The organism is Acidovorax facilis, from assembly GCF_050626955.1.
In the GTDB taxonomy this organism is placed as follows: Bacteria; Pseudomonadota; Gammaproteobacteria; order Burkholderiales; family Burkholderiaceae_C; genus Acidovorax; species Acidovorax facilis.
On sequence record NZ_CP192460.1, the window covers coordinates 3472929 to 3488168 of the forward strand.

Annotated in this window: 12 protein-coding genes; all 12 read right to left on the reverse strand. The window is 63.4% G+C overall.

All coding sequences use genetic code 11. From position 1 onward, the window contains the following. Positions 1-72 precede the first annotated feature (72 nt). Positions 73-1875 carry an aspartate--tRNA ligase gene (gene aspS / locus ACQ4MJ_RS15880; protein ID WP_431151995.1) on the reverse strand — a complete coding sequence of 601 codons (1803 nt, stop codon included), beginning with the start codon at positions 1873-1875 and terminating at the stop codon, positions 73-75. 40 nt (positions 1876-1915) lie between these two features. Further along, entirely contained in the window at positions 1916-2539 is a 624-nt protein-coding gene (locus ACQ4MJ_RS15885) for a DUF502 domain-containing protein (protein ID WP_055399363.1), read from the reverse strand. A 9-nt stretch (positions 2540-2548) separates the two neighbouring features. Beyond that, positions 2549-2893, reverse strand: coding sequence for an FmdB family zinc ribbon protein (locus ACQ4MJ_RS15890; RefSeq protein ID WP_431151994.1), 345 nt, complete (start codon positions 2891-2893; stop codon positions 2549-2551). An 89-nt stretch (positions 2894-2982) separates the two neighbouring features. Next, on the reverse strand, positions 2983-4434 hold the full coding sequence (locus tag ACQ4MJ_RS15895; protein WP_431151993.1) for a sodium:solute symporter family protein: 1452 nt from the start codon (positions 4432-4434) through the stop codon (positions 2983-2985). A 171-nt stretch (positions 4435-4605) separates the two neighbouring features. Continuing rightward, the gene (gene ubiB, locus ACQ4MJ_RS15900; RefSeq protein WP_121422474.1) at positions 4606-6171 is read right to left on the reverse strand and encodes a ubiquinone biosynthesis regulatory protein kinase UbiB; all 1566 of its coding nucleotides are present in this window, start codon (positions 6169-6171) and stop codon (positions 4606-4608) included. Beyond that, positions 6168-6779: a ubiquinone biosynthesis accessory factor UbiJ gene (locus ACQ4MJ_RS15905; protein ID WP_121507413.1), complete on the reverse strand. Its 612-nt coding sequence runs from the start codon at positions 6777-6779 to the stop codon at positions 6168-6170. The genes ubiB and ACQ4MJ_RS15905 overlap by 4 nt, the downstream gene beginning before the upstream one ends. A gap of 54 nt (positions 6780-6833) precedes the next feature. Then, entirely contained in the window at positions 6834-7847 is a 1014-nt protein-coding gene (locus ACQ4MJ_RS15910; RefSeq protein WP_055399128.1) for a Tim44 domain-containing protein, read from the reverse strand. 36 nt (positions 7848-7883) lie between these two features. Then, complete coding sequence (gene ubiE / locus ACQ4MJ_RS15915; protein ID WP_121507415.1) at positions 7884-8615, reverse strand: bifunctional demethylmenaquinone methyltransferase/2-methoxy-6-polyprenyl-1,4-benzoquinol methylase UbiE; 732 nt, start codon at positions 8613-8615, stop codon at positions 7884-7886. Positions 8616-8829: 214 nt separating this feature from the next. Continuing rightward, positions 8830-9252, reverse strand: coding sequence for a gamma-butyrobetaine hydroxylase-like domain-containing protein (locus ACQ4MJ_RS15920; RefSeq protein ID WP_431151992.1), 423 nt, complete (start codon positions 9250-9252; stop codon positions 8830-8832). Positions 9253-9332: 80 nt separating this feature from the next. Beyond that, positions 9333-9764 carry an HIT family protein gene (locus tag ACQ4MJ_RS15925; RefSeq protein ID WP_431151991.1) on the reverse strand — a complete coding sequence of 144 codons (432 nt, stop codon included), beginning with the start codon at positions 9762-9764 and terminating at the stop codon, positions 9333-9335. Between the two features lie 163 nt (positions 9765-9927). Continuing rightward, positions 9928-13845 (reverse strand): DUF3683 domain-containing protein, encoded by a 3918-nt coding sequence (locus tag ACQ4MJ_RS15930; protein WP_431151990.1) that lies wholly within the window; start codon positions 13843-13845, stop codon positions 9928-9930. 72 nt (positions 13846-13917) lie between these two features. Continuing rightward, a complete protein-coding gene (gene serA, locus ACQ4MJ_RS15935) occupies positions 13918-15147 on the reverse strand; it encodes a phosphoglycerate dehydrogenase (RefSeq protein ID WP_306553523.1) in 1230 nt (409 codons plus the stop codon). Between the last annotated feature and the right edge of the window lie 93 nt (positions 15148-15240).

A 15240-nucleotide genomic window follows, 5' to 3' on the forward strand; every position in this document is an offset into this window, starting at 1 on the left:
GCCAAGCCCTTGCCGCTTTGTCGTGCGATGCCACGAGAGTGGATCCGCGCCGGGTTCGGGGAAAGCCCCGGATCAGGCTGCCTTGACAGCGTCGATGTTGCGCAGGCGGATGTGCAGCTCGCGCAACTGCTTTTCGTCCACGGGCGAAGGCGCCTGCGTGAGCAGGTCCTGAGCGCGCTGGGTCTTGGGGAAAGCGATCACGTCACGGATCGATTCCGCACCGGTCATCAGCGTGATGAGGCGGTCCAGACCGAAGGCCAGGCCACCGTGTGGGGGCGCGCCGTACTGCAGGGCATCCAGCAGGTAGCCGAACTTGGCTTGTGCGTCTTCGGGTGTGATCTTGAGCGCATCGAACACCTTCTTTTGCACATCGGCGCGGTGGATACGCACCGAGCCACCGCCCAGCTCCCAGCCGTTGAGCACCATGTCGTAGGCCTTGGCGATGCACTTGCCGGGGTCCGTGTCCATCAGGTCTTCATGGCCATCCTTCGGCGACGTGAAGGGGTGGTGCACAGCGGCCCAGCGGTCGTTTTCTTCGTCATGCTCGAACATGGGGAAGTCCACCACCCACAGCGGCGCCCAGCGGTTTTCAAAGAGACCGCTCTTCTTGCCGAACTCGCTGTGGCCCACTTTCAGGCGCAGCGCGCCGATGGAGTCGTTGACGATCTTTTCCTTGTCGGCACCGAAGAACAGCAGGTCACCATCCTGCGCACCCGTGCGCTTGAGGATTTCAGCGATGGCCGCGTCATGCAGGTTCTTCACGATGGGCGACTGCAGCCCTTCGCGGCCCTGGGCCACTTCGTTGACCTTGATCCAGGCCAGGCCCTTGGCACCGTAGATCTTCACGAACTCGGTGTAGGCATCGATCTCACCGCGCGAGATCTGTGCGCCGCCGGGCACGCGCAGGGCAACCACACGGCCGCCCTTGGTGGTGGCGGGAGCAGAGAAGACCTTGAAGTCCACGTCCTTCATCACTTCGGTCAGCTCGGTGAATTCGAGCTTTACGCGCAGGTCGGGCTTGTCCGAGCCAAAGCGGAAAGCCGCTTCCTGGTAAGTCATGATCGGGAATTCGCCCAGGTCCACGCCCAGTTGCTGCTGGAACACCTCGGTGATCATGCGCTGGAAGATCGCACGGATTTCTTCTTCGCCCAGGAACGACGTCTCGCAGTCGATCTGCGTGAATTCGGGCTGGCGGTCGGCGCGCAGGTCTTCATCGCGGAAGCACTTGGTGATCTGGTAGTAGCGGTCGTAGCCAGCCACCATCAGCATCTGCTTGTAGAGCTGGGGCGACTGGGGCAGCGCGAAGAACTGGCCGTCGTGCACGCGGCTGGGCACCAGGTAGTCGCGCGCGCCTTCGGGCGTGCTTTTGCCCAGCATGGGCGTTTCGATGTCGATGAAGCCTTCCTTGTCCAGGAAGTTGCGCACCTGGATGGAGGTCTTGTAGCGCAGCATCATGTTGCGCTGCATGTGCGGGCGGCGCAGGTCCATCACACGGTGCGTGAGGCGCGTGGTTTCCGACAGGTTCTCGTCGTCCATCTGGAACGGAGGCGTGACGGAGGGGTTCAGCACCTTCAGCTCGTGGCACAACACTTCGATCTGGCCGCTCTTGAGCTTGTCGTTGGTCGTGCCGTCAGGGCGGGGGCGCACCAGGCCCACCACCTGCACGCAGAACTCGTTGCGCACGTCTTCGGCGGTCTTGAACATCTCGGCACGGTCGGGATCGCACACCACCTGCACGTAGCCTTCGCGGTCGCGCAGGTCGATGAAGATCACGCCGCCATGGTCACGACGACGGTTCACCCAGCCAGACAGGGTAACGGTTTGGCCCATCAGGGCTTCGGTCACAAGACCGCAATAGTGGGAACGCATGGCCATGGCAGAAACTTCCGGCGCCCAAGGGGCGCGTTAAAGGGATTTACTTACTGTGGGAAACAAGCGTGGGGTCAGCCGGAGCGACCACGCCCATCGAAACAATGTATTTGAGGGCGGCGTCCACGCTCATGTCGAGCTCGACGCAGTCGCTCTTGCGCAGCATCACGAAATACCCGCCGGTGGGGTTGGGCGTGGTGGGCACATACACGCTCACGAATTCATCGCGCAGGTATGCCGCCACCTCGCCATTGGGCGCGCCAGTGACGAAGGCCACGGTCCAGACGCCCTCGCGCGGCCACTGCACCAGCACGGCCTTGCGAAAGGCATTGCCGCTTTCGGAAAAAAGCGTGTCGGACACCTGCTTGACGCTGGAATAGATCGAACGTACCACCGGGATGCGGTGCACCACCGCATCGCCCCACTGCACGAGCTTGCGGCCCGCGAAGTTGCTGGCGACGGCACCGACCACCAACAGGATCAGCAGCGTGAGAACCACGCCAAAGCCCGGGACGTGAAAGCCCAGCAGCTTGTCGGGATGCCATGCAACAGGCAGGATTTGCAGGGTCTGGTCCAGCGTGCTCACGATCCAGTTGAGCACCCAGGCCGTGATAACCCCCGGCACGATCACCAGAAGGCCGGTCAACAGCCACTTGCGCAAGGCAGCCATGAGGGTCACTCAGCTCGCAGAGGAGGTGGAAGTGGTAGAACTGCCACCAGCGCTTGATGCTGCTGCACCAGATGCTTCTTTTTTAGGAGCATCACCAGAACTTGCCGGCGCCGCGGCCTCGATTTTCGGTTCTGTCTTGCTGTCCGTCGCGGGGGCAGAACTGCCACCGCTGCCACCGCGAAAATCGGTCACATACCAGCCCGAGCCCTTGAGCTGGAAGCCGGCCGCTGTGACCTGCTTGGAAAATGCTTCCGCGCCGCAGGCGGGGCACACCGTGAGGGGCGCATCAGAGATTTTTTGCAGCACATCCTTGGCATGGCCGCAGGAGCCGCATTTGTAGGCGTAAATAGGCATGTCAGTGTGTTGAGGGAAAGTGCAAAACCCTCAATTATAGGCGGCATGCCCATCCTCAAGCCCCACGCACTGGGCATGGGGCGATGCAATCAGCTGGCGCTGCCCTCGTAGTGGGTGACGTGGCCTTTGTGGTCGTCGATCCACTGCGGTGCCAGCGAGCCCCCGATCATGCCGACCAGTGCCGCCAGCACCCCAGCCAGTTGCTGCGGGAACGCTTCGGACAGCATGGGGCTGGCCACAAACAGCAGCCACACACCCAGGCCCATGGCCACCGCCAGGATGGCGCCCTGGGTGCTCGCGCGCTTCCAGTACAGGCCGAACACCAGGGGGACAAAAGCCCCCACCAGCGGTACCTGGTAAGCGCCCGACACCAGTTCATAGATCGATGTGCCCTGCATGGTGATGGCGTAAGTGAGCACGCAGGCGGTAAACACGAGCACCGAAATGCGCATGGCCTTCAGTGTCTGGGCATCGGTCATGCCAGGCCGCAGGTTGTGCAGGATGTTCTCCACAAAAGTGGTGGACGGTGCGAGCAACGTGGCAGAGGCGGTGGACATGATGGCCGAGAGCAGCGCGCCAAAGAAGGCGATCTGGAGAATCAGCGGCATGCGTTCCATCACCAGCGTGGGCAGCACTTTCTGGGGATCGTCCTTGAGCAGTGCCTGGGCGGTTTCGGGCATGACCAGCACGGCGGCCGTAACGACAAACATGGGGATGAAGGCAAACAGCAGGTACAGCACCCCTCCGATGACCGGGCCGGTGCGCGCTGTCTCGGCGCTGTTGGACGACATCACGCGCTGAAAAACATCCTGCTGGGGGATGGAGCCCAGCATCATCGTGATCGCGGCGGCAAAGAAAAAGGTCCACTCCTTGAGCCCACCCGTGGGAAAGAACTGGAACTTGCCTTCACGCGCGGCATATTCCACAACCTTGCCCGCACCCCCGGCCAGGTCCGCCGCGTACCAGGCGATGGCCAGCAGCCCCACGGCGATCACGATCATCTGGACAAAGTCGGTCATGGCCACCGACCACATGCCGCCATACAGGGTGTAGACCAGAACGATGACCGTACCGATGACCATGCCCATGGTGACGGACACATACCCCTGCGTCAGCAGGTTGAACACCAGCCCCAGAGCTGTGATCTGCGCTGCCACCCAGCCCAGGTAGCTGAACATGATGATGGCTGAACAAGCCACCTCGATCACACGCCCGTAACGCTGGCGGTAGTAGTCACCCAGGGTGATGAGGTTCTTCTTATAAAGCTTGTAGGCAAAAAACAGCCCTACAAGAACCAGGCACATGGAGGCGCCAAATGGGTCCTCCACCACCGCACCCAGCCCACCATCCACAAACCGGGCTGACACGCCAAGAACGGTTTCCGATCCAAACCAGGTCGCAAAGGTCGTGGCTATCACCACAGCCAGGGGCAGGCTGCGGCCCGCCACCGCATAGTCGGCCGTGTTGTGCACGCGCGTGGCGGCATACAGGCCGATACCAATCGAGACCAGCAGGTACAGAACGATGAATGTGATCAGCATGGCGCCGCTCCGAAACTCCAAGGAAGGTTACAAAAAGCAGGTGTGCGCCCGGCGTGCCGTGGGCCGACACGCCGAGGCCCCTGCAGATCCAGGGGTGACCACTTTGCTACAAAATTCGTAACAAAAGTTGCAGCGGATTATGAAGGCAACTTTCGTGCCGTTCGCACCGTTTCAGAAAATCCGCATCCGCACAAACAACTGCATCGCCAGAAGGCCCAGCACAAAACCGACGCCGCCATAAATGATGGACTGGAGCAGCCGGTTGGTACGGTGCTGGACTTCCAGCAGTTCGCGCAAGGCTTGCTGCTGGTCAGCCGGGCGCTGCCGCAAGGCGTCGTGCAGCAGGCGCGGCAGTTCGGGAATCAGCTTGGCATAGTGGGGCGCCTCGGCCCGCAGCTCCCGCCACAGGCGCTGCGGCCCCATCTGCTCCAGCATCCACTTCTCCAGGAAGGGCTTGGCCGTGCTCCACAGGTCCAGCTCCGGGTCCAGCTCGCGGCCCAGGCCTTCGATATTGAGCAGGGTCTTTTGCAGCAGCACCAGCTGGGGCTGAATCTCGACGTGGAAGCGGCGCGAGGTCTGGAACAGGCGCATCAGCACCATGCCCAATGAGATCTCCTTGAGCGGGCGATCAAAGTACGGCTCGCACACGGCGCGGATGGCCGATTCGAGGTCGTTCACCCGCGTCTCGGGCGGCACCCAGCCACTTTCAATGTGCAGCTCCGCCACGCGCTTGTAGTCGCGCCGGAAGAACGCCACGAAGTTCTGCGCCAGGTACTCCTTGTCAGACTCGGTGAGCGTGCCCACGATGCCGAAATCCAGCGAGATATAGCGCCCAAAGGTGGCCGGATCCAGGCTCACCTGGATGTTGCCGGGGTGCATGTCGGCATGAAAGAAGCCGTCACGGAACACCTGGGTGAAGAAGATGGTGACGCCGTCGCGCGCGAGTTTGGGGATGTCCACCCCGGCTTCCCGCAGGCGCTCGATCTGGCTGATGGGCACACCGTTCATGCGCTGCATCACCATGACCTCGGGGTGGCAGAAGTCCCAGAAAATCTCAGGGATCAGCACGAGGTCCAGCCCCTGCATGTTGCGGCGCAGCTGCGCAGCGTTGGCGGCCTCCCGCACCAGATCCAGTTCGTCATGCAGGTAGTTGTCGAACTCGGCCACCACCTCGCGGGGCTTGAGGCGCTTGCCGTCGGCCGACAGGCTCTCCACCCACCCGGCCATCATGCGCATGAGACTCAGGTCTTTCTCGATCACGGGCAACATGCCCGGGCGCAGCACCTTGACCGCCACCTCGCGCTCGATGCCATGGCGGTCCCGCAGCGTGGCGAAATGCACCTGCGCAATGGAGGCACTGGCCACCGGCACGCGATCGAAGAATGTGAAAACCTCATCCACCGGCCGCCGAAATGCCCGCTCGATCGTGGCGATGGCGATCTCCGGGTCGAAGGGCGGCACGCGGTCCTGCAGCCGGGCCAGCTCGTCGGCCACATCGGGCGGCAGCAGGTCGCGGCGTGTCGAAAGCACCTGACCAAACTTGACGAAGATAGGGCCCAGGCGCTCCAGCGCCAAGCGCAGCCGCTGGCCGCGCGGTGCATCCAGGTTGCGTCCGAACGACAGGACGCGCGATACCGATCGCAGCCAGGGCTTCTGGAAACTGTCCAGCACCATGGCGTCCAGGCCGTACCGGAACACCACCCACAGGATGGCGCCGCCCCTCAGGAACTGCTTCATGCGCCAGCCCGGTCGGAACCGCTGTTTGGCGCGGAAGGCGTGGAGGGTCCGGATGGCATGGGCGCGACGGCTGAAGACGTTGGTGCAACGCGCGTGCCCACGAACTGGCGCAGCGCTTGCGCAGCGCGGCTCGCCACCTGCGCCACAGTGTGTGCGGGGGCGTCACCGATCACACGCGCCAGGTCCTCCTCAACATCCCAGCGCACGTGATCGACCAGCCAGTTGATTTCGGCGGCCAGTTGCACATCGCCCTCAATGCGGATGGCAGGCTTGTCACCCCGCAGGGCCGTCTGGGCCAGCGCAAAGGGAGAGGTCTCGGTGACGTGAAGCTGCAGATCGGGCGCGGCAGTTTCGGGCGCCAGGTTGAACAGCCCAGCGGGCGTGATGACCAGGGCCATCGAATACGCACGCCACTGCACGCGGGCGATGCGGCCCTTCTGACGCACCAGGCGGTCCATGGCCTCTTTTTCCTGCATCAGTACATGGTTGAGGAACAGCACCATGCGCTGCTGCATCTCATGCACGAGCCACTGGGGGGGTTGGGGGCCGGCGGCCACACGCTCAAAGAGGCCGTCCAGAAACGAAAAAGGGGACTGTGGTGTTGCCATAGTCCCCGATTATTCCCTGAACTGGGATAGCCCCACAGCGGGGCATTTCCTTTATTACTGCAGGGCCTGCACGCCGGCCACCAGCCAGCCGCTGCTGCCGGCCTTGGGCTTGGTCATGTTCCAGACCTCGCGGAAGGGGCTCGGGCCGGCTGAGGGCTCTTCGCGGATCATGCCGGAGAACTCAACGCTGGCCATGTAGCCGTCACCCAGGTCTTCAATGCCCAGCAACTGGGCTTCGATCATGACCACATCGGTGTGGTTGGGCTGCATGCCCCGGTGGTCTTCGCGCTCCGTGAGCTGGGTGCGAATCTCGCCGAGCATGCTGTCGGTCATCATGGATCGCAGGGTGGCGATGTCCGAACGGTCCCAGGCCGCTTGCAAGGTGACGAAGTTGCGCTTGGCGGCAGACAGGAAGCCCTCGGTATCAAAGCCTTCAGGAATCCCCCAGTTCTGCGACCCGGACAGGCCCGAGCCGATCACCACGCCCGAACCCGCACCGCCTTGTGCAGCGCGCGAGGCATCAAACGCCATGCTGCTGCGCTCCCAGGGGCGCGCCGAGGCGTCGTTGCCCACGTTGTTGGGGCTGTACTGTGGAGGCACTTGCGCTGCGGCGGGCGTGGCAGCACCCGCGCCCTGGAACGCGAACGGCGCACCACCGGCAGCAGCGCCACCGTTGCCACCGCCACTGCGTGCGCGCATCACCATCTTGAAGATGGCAAACGCGGCCACGGCCAGCAACGCAATCATCAGAATGTTGGCAAACCCTGCACCCAGCCCCAACGAGCTGGCCAGCCAGGCCAAGCCCAGGCCAGCGGCCAAGCCACCCAGCATCGCGCCCCAAGGCTTCTTGGCCGCAGCAGCGGCCGGAGCTGCACCCGCAGCAGGCGGCTTGGCAGCCGCCGCATTTGTCGCATTCTGGGCGGGCGCACCCGGCGCTGCCGACTCACGCTGCGTAACGTTGCTCGATTGCTGCCCCGTCGATTTACCACCGCCCAGTCGCCGGGCGTCGGCATCGGCGTGCGCAAACGCCAGCATCGCAACCAACACCACAGACCACAGTTTCATCATGACTTCTCCGTCTCCGTTAATGACTGAGCGAAACGCTCAGCACTTGATTCCAACATGCAAGGCCACAATGCCCCCAGTCATGTTGTGATAGTCCACATGCCCAAAGCCATTTTTTTGCATGAGGCTTTTGAGCTCTTCCTGCCCTGGGTGCATGCGGATGGACTCGGCCAGGTAGCGGTAGCTGGCGTCGTCGCCCGCCACCAGCTTGCCCAACTGGGGCAGCACCTTGAACGAATACCAGTCGTACACCTTTTCGAGTGGCTTTGCGACCTTTGAAAACTCCAGCACCAGCAGCTTGCCGCCGGGCTTGAGCACGCGGCACATTTCGGCAATCGCCTGGTCCTTGTGCGTCATGTTGCGCAGGCCAAAAGCAACGCTCACCACATCGAAATGTGCGTCGGGGAACGGCAGCTTCTCGGCATCGCAGACCAGTGTCGGCAACACCACACCCGCATCAATCAGGCGGTCGCGCCCCACGCGCAGCATGGCTTCGTTGATGTCGGTGTGCACCACACGGCCGGTGGCGCCCACCTTCTTGGAGAACGCCAGCGCCAGGTCGCCCGTGCCCCCTGCAATATCGAGCACCTGGCTGCCTTCGCTGAGGTTGGCCACCATCACGGTGTAGGCCTTCCAGGCACGGTGCAGGCCCGCCGACATGAGGTCGTTCATCACGTCGTACTTGGAGGCCACGGAGTCGAACACGCCGCGTACGCGGCGTGCTTTTTCCTGCTCGTCCACCGACTGAAAACCGAAATGCGTGGTGCTCATAAGATTCATGCTAGGCGCGTGAACGCCAGAGGTACAGCGACAACCCCGCACTGAAATGGGGCATCTGTCGCAATTTGGACAACGCTATTGAAAAGAAATCAGCCGCCAGCGCTTTTCTATATTGCACCAACAGCTACCATTTCAATAGCACCTTGACAGACAAGGGCTTCCGCCGTGTTCTGTGCTCCGCCAGAAATACACCCGGCCCGCAGCCTCAATGGCTGCCACAGGCATGGCCACCGGCACCACCCTGAGACGCCATCGGCGCATCGCGGTCCGCCCCCGCAGCGGCCAGCCGCTCGGTGTACTGGGTCCACAGCGCGTCTTGCTTGTCGCCCAGTTCGTAGAGGTAGTCCCAGGTGAAGATGCCGCTGTCATGCCCGTCAGAAAACGTGGGCTTGACCGCATAGTTGCCGACGGGTTCCAGGTTGACCAGCGTGACCTCCCGCTTGCCCGTCTGCAGCACTTCCTGGCCTGGGCCATGGCCCTGCACTTCGGCCGACGGTGAATACACACGCATCAGCTCGAACGGAATGCGGAACGTGGCGCCATCGGAGAAGCCTACTTCGAGCACCCGCGATGCCTCGTGCACCGTGATTGCCTGCGGCGTGGGCGCACCCGCTTTCAAACCTGCCATGGATTCACCTGTGAGAAAACTGTTGTCAGAAACGACCTCTGCGATTGTCCCACCCGCTCTGGGGCACACCGCAAACAGGGTTACCGGGTAGGCAACTGCGCCAGCCGCGATTGCAACTGCGCCTCCAGCGCGGGCAGCAGGGTCCGCACGCCGACCTCTTGCGCCGCCGGGCTGGGCCGCTGCGCCGCCGCCCACACGGGCGATGGAAAGTGACTGTCCCAGTCAAACCGCGCAATCACATGCCAGTGCAGGTGCGGCACCATGTTGCCCAGCGCCGCGATGTTGACCTTGGTGGGCGACAGGTGCTGGCGCAGGGCCTGCTCCACCAGGGCCACTGCCTCCATGCAGTGCACACGATCAACGGCAGCCAGGTCCGAGAACTCGGCCACATGTGCATTCCACACCACGCGATAGAAGGCAGGAAACCCCGCCTCCTGCGCACGGATGACACGCAGGCGCTCACCACGCCAGACTAGCGCACCGCCATCTTCAGCGCACAGTGGGCAACTCATTGGCACGACTCCATGGCGCTGCTTGCCATCCGCATCGATTGAAACCGGCGCGGCGCCAAGCCAGGGACACCGAGCAAGGGCCGCCCCGCAGCGAGGGTGTCGTCCCCCTCCCGCGCAGCGAGAGAGGGGGAAGGCGCGAAGCGACTCAGGGGGGGCTTCATTTCTAGACCAGCACCCGCTCGATGCCGCCGTTGTTGGCACGCTGTACGTAGTCGGGCATCCAGTTCTCGCCCAGAATCTCGCGCGCCATCTCGACCACGATGTAGTCGGCTTCGAGCAGGCCGTTGTTCAGATCGCCTTCGTAGCGGTTCAGGCCCTGCAGGCAGCTGGGGCAACTGGTAAGAATCTTCACGTTGTCCTGGGCGCCCACGGCACCGCTCTCGCGCAGCTTGGCTTCGCCCTTCTTGATTTCTTCTTCCTTGCGGAAACGCACCTGCGTGGACACGTCGGGCCGCGTCACACCCAGCGTGCCCGATTCGCCGCAGCAACGCTCGCTCTTCAAGACCTGCTCGCCCACCAGCGCCTTCACGGTCTTCATTGAGTCCTGCAGCTTCATGGGGTTGTGGCAGGGCTCGTGGTACAGATAGGCGCCCTTGCCTTGCAGCTGGATGCCCTTTTCCAGCAGGTACTCGTGGATGTCGATGATGCGGCTGCCCGGGAAGATCTTGTCAAACTCGTAGCCCTGCAACTGGTCGTAGCAGGTGCCGCAACTCACCACCACGGTCTTGATATCCAGGTAGTTGAGGGTGTTCGCCACGCGGTGGAAGAGCACACGGTTGTCCGTGATCATCTTCTCGGCCTTGTCGAACTGGCCCGAACCGCGCTGCGGGTAGCCGCAGCACAGGTACCCGGGCGGCAGCACCGTCTGCACACCGGCGTGCCACAGCATGGCCTGCGTGGCCAAGCCCACCTGGCTGAACAGGCGTTCGGAGCCGCAACCGGGAAAGTAGAACACCGCCTCCGTCTCGGCCGTGGTGGCCTGTGGGTTGCGGATGATCGGCACGTAGTCCTTGTCCTCGATGTCGAGCAGCGCGCGCGCCGTCTTCTTGGGCAGGCCGCCCGGCAGCTTCTTGTTGATGAAGTGGATCACCTGCTCCTTGATCGGAGCCGTGCCCACCGTCGCAGGCGGCTTGGCCGTTTGCTTGCGGCCCACCTTGCGCAACAGGTCCACGGCCAGGCGCTGAGCCTTGAAGCCCACATCCACCATGGCCGAGCGCATCAGCTTGATGGTGTCCGGGTTGGTGGCGTTGAGCATGGTCATCGCCAGCGCGTTGCCAGGCCGGAACGTCTTCTTGCCCATCTTGCGCAGCAGGTTGCGCATGTTCATGGTGACGTCGCCGAAGTCGATCTTCACCGGGCAGGGGCTTTCGCACTTGTGGCACACCGTGCAATGGTCGGCCACGTCCTCGAACTCCTGCCAGTGCTTGATGCTCACACCCCGGCGGGTCTGCTCTTCGTATAAAAACGCCTCGACCAGCAGCGAGGTGGCCAGGATCTTGTTGCGCGGGCTGTAGAGCAAATTGGCGCGTGGCACGTGCGTGGAACACACGGGCTTGCACTTGCCGCAGCGCAGGCAGTCCTTGACGCTGTCGGCAATCGCGCCGATGTCGCTCTGCTGCATGATCAGCGACTCGTGGCCCATCAGCCCGAAACTGGGCGTGTAGGCATTCGTCAAATCGGCGTGCATCAACGCAGCGTTTGAAGCGATTTTGGCCCCTAGCGCTTGTCCATCAAGCACTGGCAGCTCCTGATTTCGGAGCAATTTACCCTTGTTGAAGCGACCTTCCGGGTCCACCTTGCGCTTGTACTCGGCAAAGGGGCGCAGCTCTTCGTCGGTGAGGAACTCCAGCTTGGTGATACCGATGCCGTGTTCGCCCGATATCACGCCGTCCAGGCTGCGCGCCAGCACCATGATGCGCGCCACGGCCTCGTGCGCGGTCTGCAGCATCTCGTAGTCGTCGCTGTTGACCGGGATGTTGGTGTGCACATTGCCGTCGCCTGCGTGCATGTGCAGCGCCACCCACACGCGGCCCTTGAGCACGCGCTTGTGGATGGCCACGGCCTCGTCCAGGATGGGTTTGAAGGCCGCGCCAGTGAAGATGCCTTGCAGCGGCGCCCGCAGCTGGGTCTTCCAGCTCGCGCGCAGGGTGTGGTCCTGCAGTTGGGGGAACAGCGTTTCCACATCGTGCAGCCAGCCCTGCCACAGGGCGCGCACCTCTTCCACCAGGGCGATGGCCTGGGCCACGCGCTCCTGCAGCAGCTCGGGCGATGGGACTTCGTCGTCGGCGTCATGCTTGCCCAGGGGCAGGTTGCCGCGCTCGAAGAACTCGGTCAGCGCGTCGCACAGCTTGATCTTGTTGCGCAGGCTCAGCTCGATGTTGATGCGCTCGATGCCGTCGGTGTACTCGGCCATGCGCGGCAGCGGGATCACCACGTCTTCGTTGATCTTGAAGGCGTTGGTGTGGCGGCTGATGGCCGCCGTCTTCTTGCGGTCCGCCCAGAACTTCTTGCGCGCGTCGGCCGTGATGGCCACAAAACCTTCACCGCTGCGGGTGTTGGCCAGGCGCACGACCTCGCTGGTCACGCGGGCCACGTCGTCGGCGTTGTCGCCCGCGATGTCGCCAATCAGCACCATCTTGGGCAGGCCGCCGTTGCCCTTCTTGCTTTTGGTGGCGTAGCCCACGGCCTTCAGATAGCGGTCATCCAGGTGTTCCAGGCCCGCCAGCAGCACGCCACTGCGCTTTTGCTCGGCGAACATGAAGTCCTTGATCTCGACGATGCTGGGCACGGCGTCCTTGGCGTTGCCAAAGAACTCGAGGCACACGGTGCGCGTGTGCTCGGGCATGCGGTGCACCACCCAGCGCGCGCTGGTGATGAGGCCGTCGCAGCCTTCCTTCTGGATGCCGGGCAGGCCCGCCAGGAACTTGTCCGTCACGTCCTTTCCCAGGCCTTCCTTGCGGAAAGTCTTGCCTGGAATGCTCAGGCGCTCGGTGCGCACAGGCGTCTTGCCATCGGCCTCGAAATACTGCAGCTCGAAAGTGGCCGTCTCGACGTCATGGATCTTGCCCATGTTGTGGTCCAGGCGCGTCACTTCGAGCCACTGGGCGTCGGGCGTGACCATGCGCCAGCTGGCCAGGTTGTCCAGCGCCGTGCCCCACAGCACGGCCTTCTTGCCACCCGCGTTCATGGCGATATTGCCGCCGATGCAACTGGCCTCGGCGCTGGTCGGGTCCACCGCAAACACAAAACCGGCACGCTCGGCCGCGTCGGCCACACGCTGGGTGACCACGCCGGCTTCGGTCCACACCGTGCCCACCTCGCGGTCCAGGCCCGGCAGGCGGCGCATCTCCACCTCGGTCATGGCTTCGAGCTTTTCGGTGTTGATGACCACGCTCTTCCAGGTCAGCGGAATGGCGCCGCCGGTGTAGCCCGTGCCGCCCCCCCGGGGAATGATGGTCAGGCCCAGCTCGATACAGCCCTTGACCAGGCCCGCCATCTCGACCTCGGTGTCGGGGGTCAGCACCACGAACGGGTACTCGACACGCCAATCGGTCGCGTCGGTCACATGGCTCACGCGGGAGAGGCCGTCGAACTTGATGTTGTCCTTGGCCGTCAGACGGCCCAGCGTCTTCTGGATCTGGCGGCGCAGCTGCGCGGCCTGCTCGAAGGTGGCGTTGAATTCGGCCACTGCGCGGCGCGCAGCGACGACCAGTTCACCCACCAGACGGTCGCGTCCGGCGTCATCGGCAGGGGTGCGGCGCTTTTCGATCTCGCCCAGGCGGTGCTGGAGGGCATCGACCAGCAGCTTGCGGCGGTTGGGGTTGTCCAGCAGGTCGTCCTGCAGGTAAGGGTTGCGCTGCACGACCCAGATATCGCCCAGCACTTCATACAGCATGCGGGCCGAGCGGCCGGTGCGGCGCTCTTTGCGCAATTGGTCCAGCACCTCCCAGGATGAGGACCCCAGCAGGCGGATCACGATCTCCCGGTCGGAGAACGAGGTGTAGTTATAGGGAATTTCTCGCAGACGGGCAGGCTCGGCGGCCTGCGTCTGCAAGGCCGCCAACGCGATCGGAACATTCATGGGGGTCTACCTGGGGTGGGGGCGTGATTTTATGCCACGGTGCCCTCCCCGCGTCGGCCCCCACTCTGGTGCTCAGAACAGCACACGGCTGCGCAGGGTTCCGCCGACCTGCGCAAGCTTGTCCAATGCCAGGTCCGACGAGGCGGCGTCGATGTCGATCACCACATAGCCGATCTTCTCGTTGGTCTGCAGGTACTGGGCCGAGATGTTGATCTGGTTGTCCGAGAAGATGCGGTTGATTTCGGACAACACACCCGGCACGTTGCGGTGGATGTGCAGCAGGCGGTGCTTGCCGGGGTGGGCGGGCAGCGCGACCTCTGGAAAGTTCACCGACGAGGTGCTGGTGCCGTTGTCGCTGTATTTCACCAACTTCTCCGCCACTTCAAGGCCGATGTTGGCCTGCGCCTCCATGGTGGAGCCGCCGATGTGGGGAGTCAGGATCACGTTGTCCAGGCCACGCAGGGGGGACTGAAACTCGTCCTTGTTGGTGCGTGGCTCGACCGGGAACACGTCGATGGCTGCACCCAGCAGCTTCTTGGCCTTGAGCGCTGCGGCCAGCGCTTCAATATCCACCACCGTGCCCCGCGCGGCGTTGATGAGGATGCCGCCTGGCTTCATGGCCGCGATCTCGGCGGCGCCGATCATTCCCTCGGTGGACGGCAACTCGGGAACGTGCAGGCTCACGATGTCGCTCTGGCCCAGCAGGTCGTGCAGGTGCTGCACCTGGCGGGCATTGCCCAGGGGCAGCTTGTTGACGACATCAAAGAAGGCCACGTGCATGCCCATGGCCTCGGCCAGCACCGACAGCTGGGTGCCGATGGAGCCGTAACCCACGATGCCCAGGGTCTTGCCCCGGATTTCATACGCGTTGTCGGCCGACTTGAGCCAGCCACCCCGGTGCGCCACCGCGTTCTTCTCGGGAATACCGCGCAGCAGCAGGATGGCTTCCGCCAGCACCAGCTCGGCCACCGAGCGGGTGTTGGAGTACGGCGCGTTGAACACGGCTATACCGCGTTCGCGCGCTGCATTCAGGTCCACCTGGTTGGTGCCAATGCAAAAGCAGCCCACGGCCACGAGCTTGTGGGCCTGGGCAAACACTTCCTCGGTGAGCTGCGTGCGCGAGCGGATGCCCACAAAGTGCACATCCGCGATCTTGCGCTTGAGCTCATCGTCGGGCAGTGCGCCAGACACCGTCTCGATCTGCGTATAGCCCGCCGCGCGGATCACATCCACCGCAGAGGAGTGAATGCCTTCGAGCAGCAGAAATTTGATCTTGTTCTTGTCCAGCGAATTGGTGGCCATGGCAATAAGAAAGAAGGAGATGGAGAAAACAAACCGGCGCGCTGCGGCGCGAACGAACCGGTGCGACAGGGACCAGCGAACACTCACCAGCAT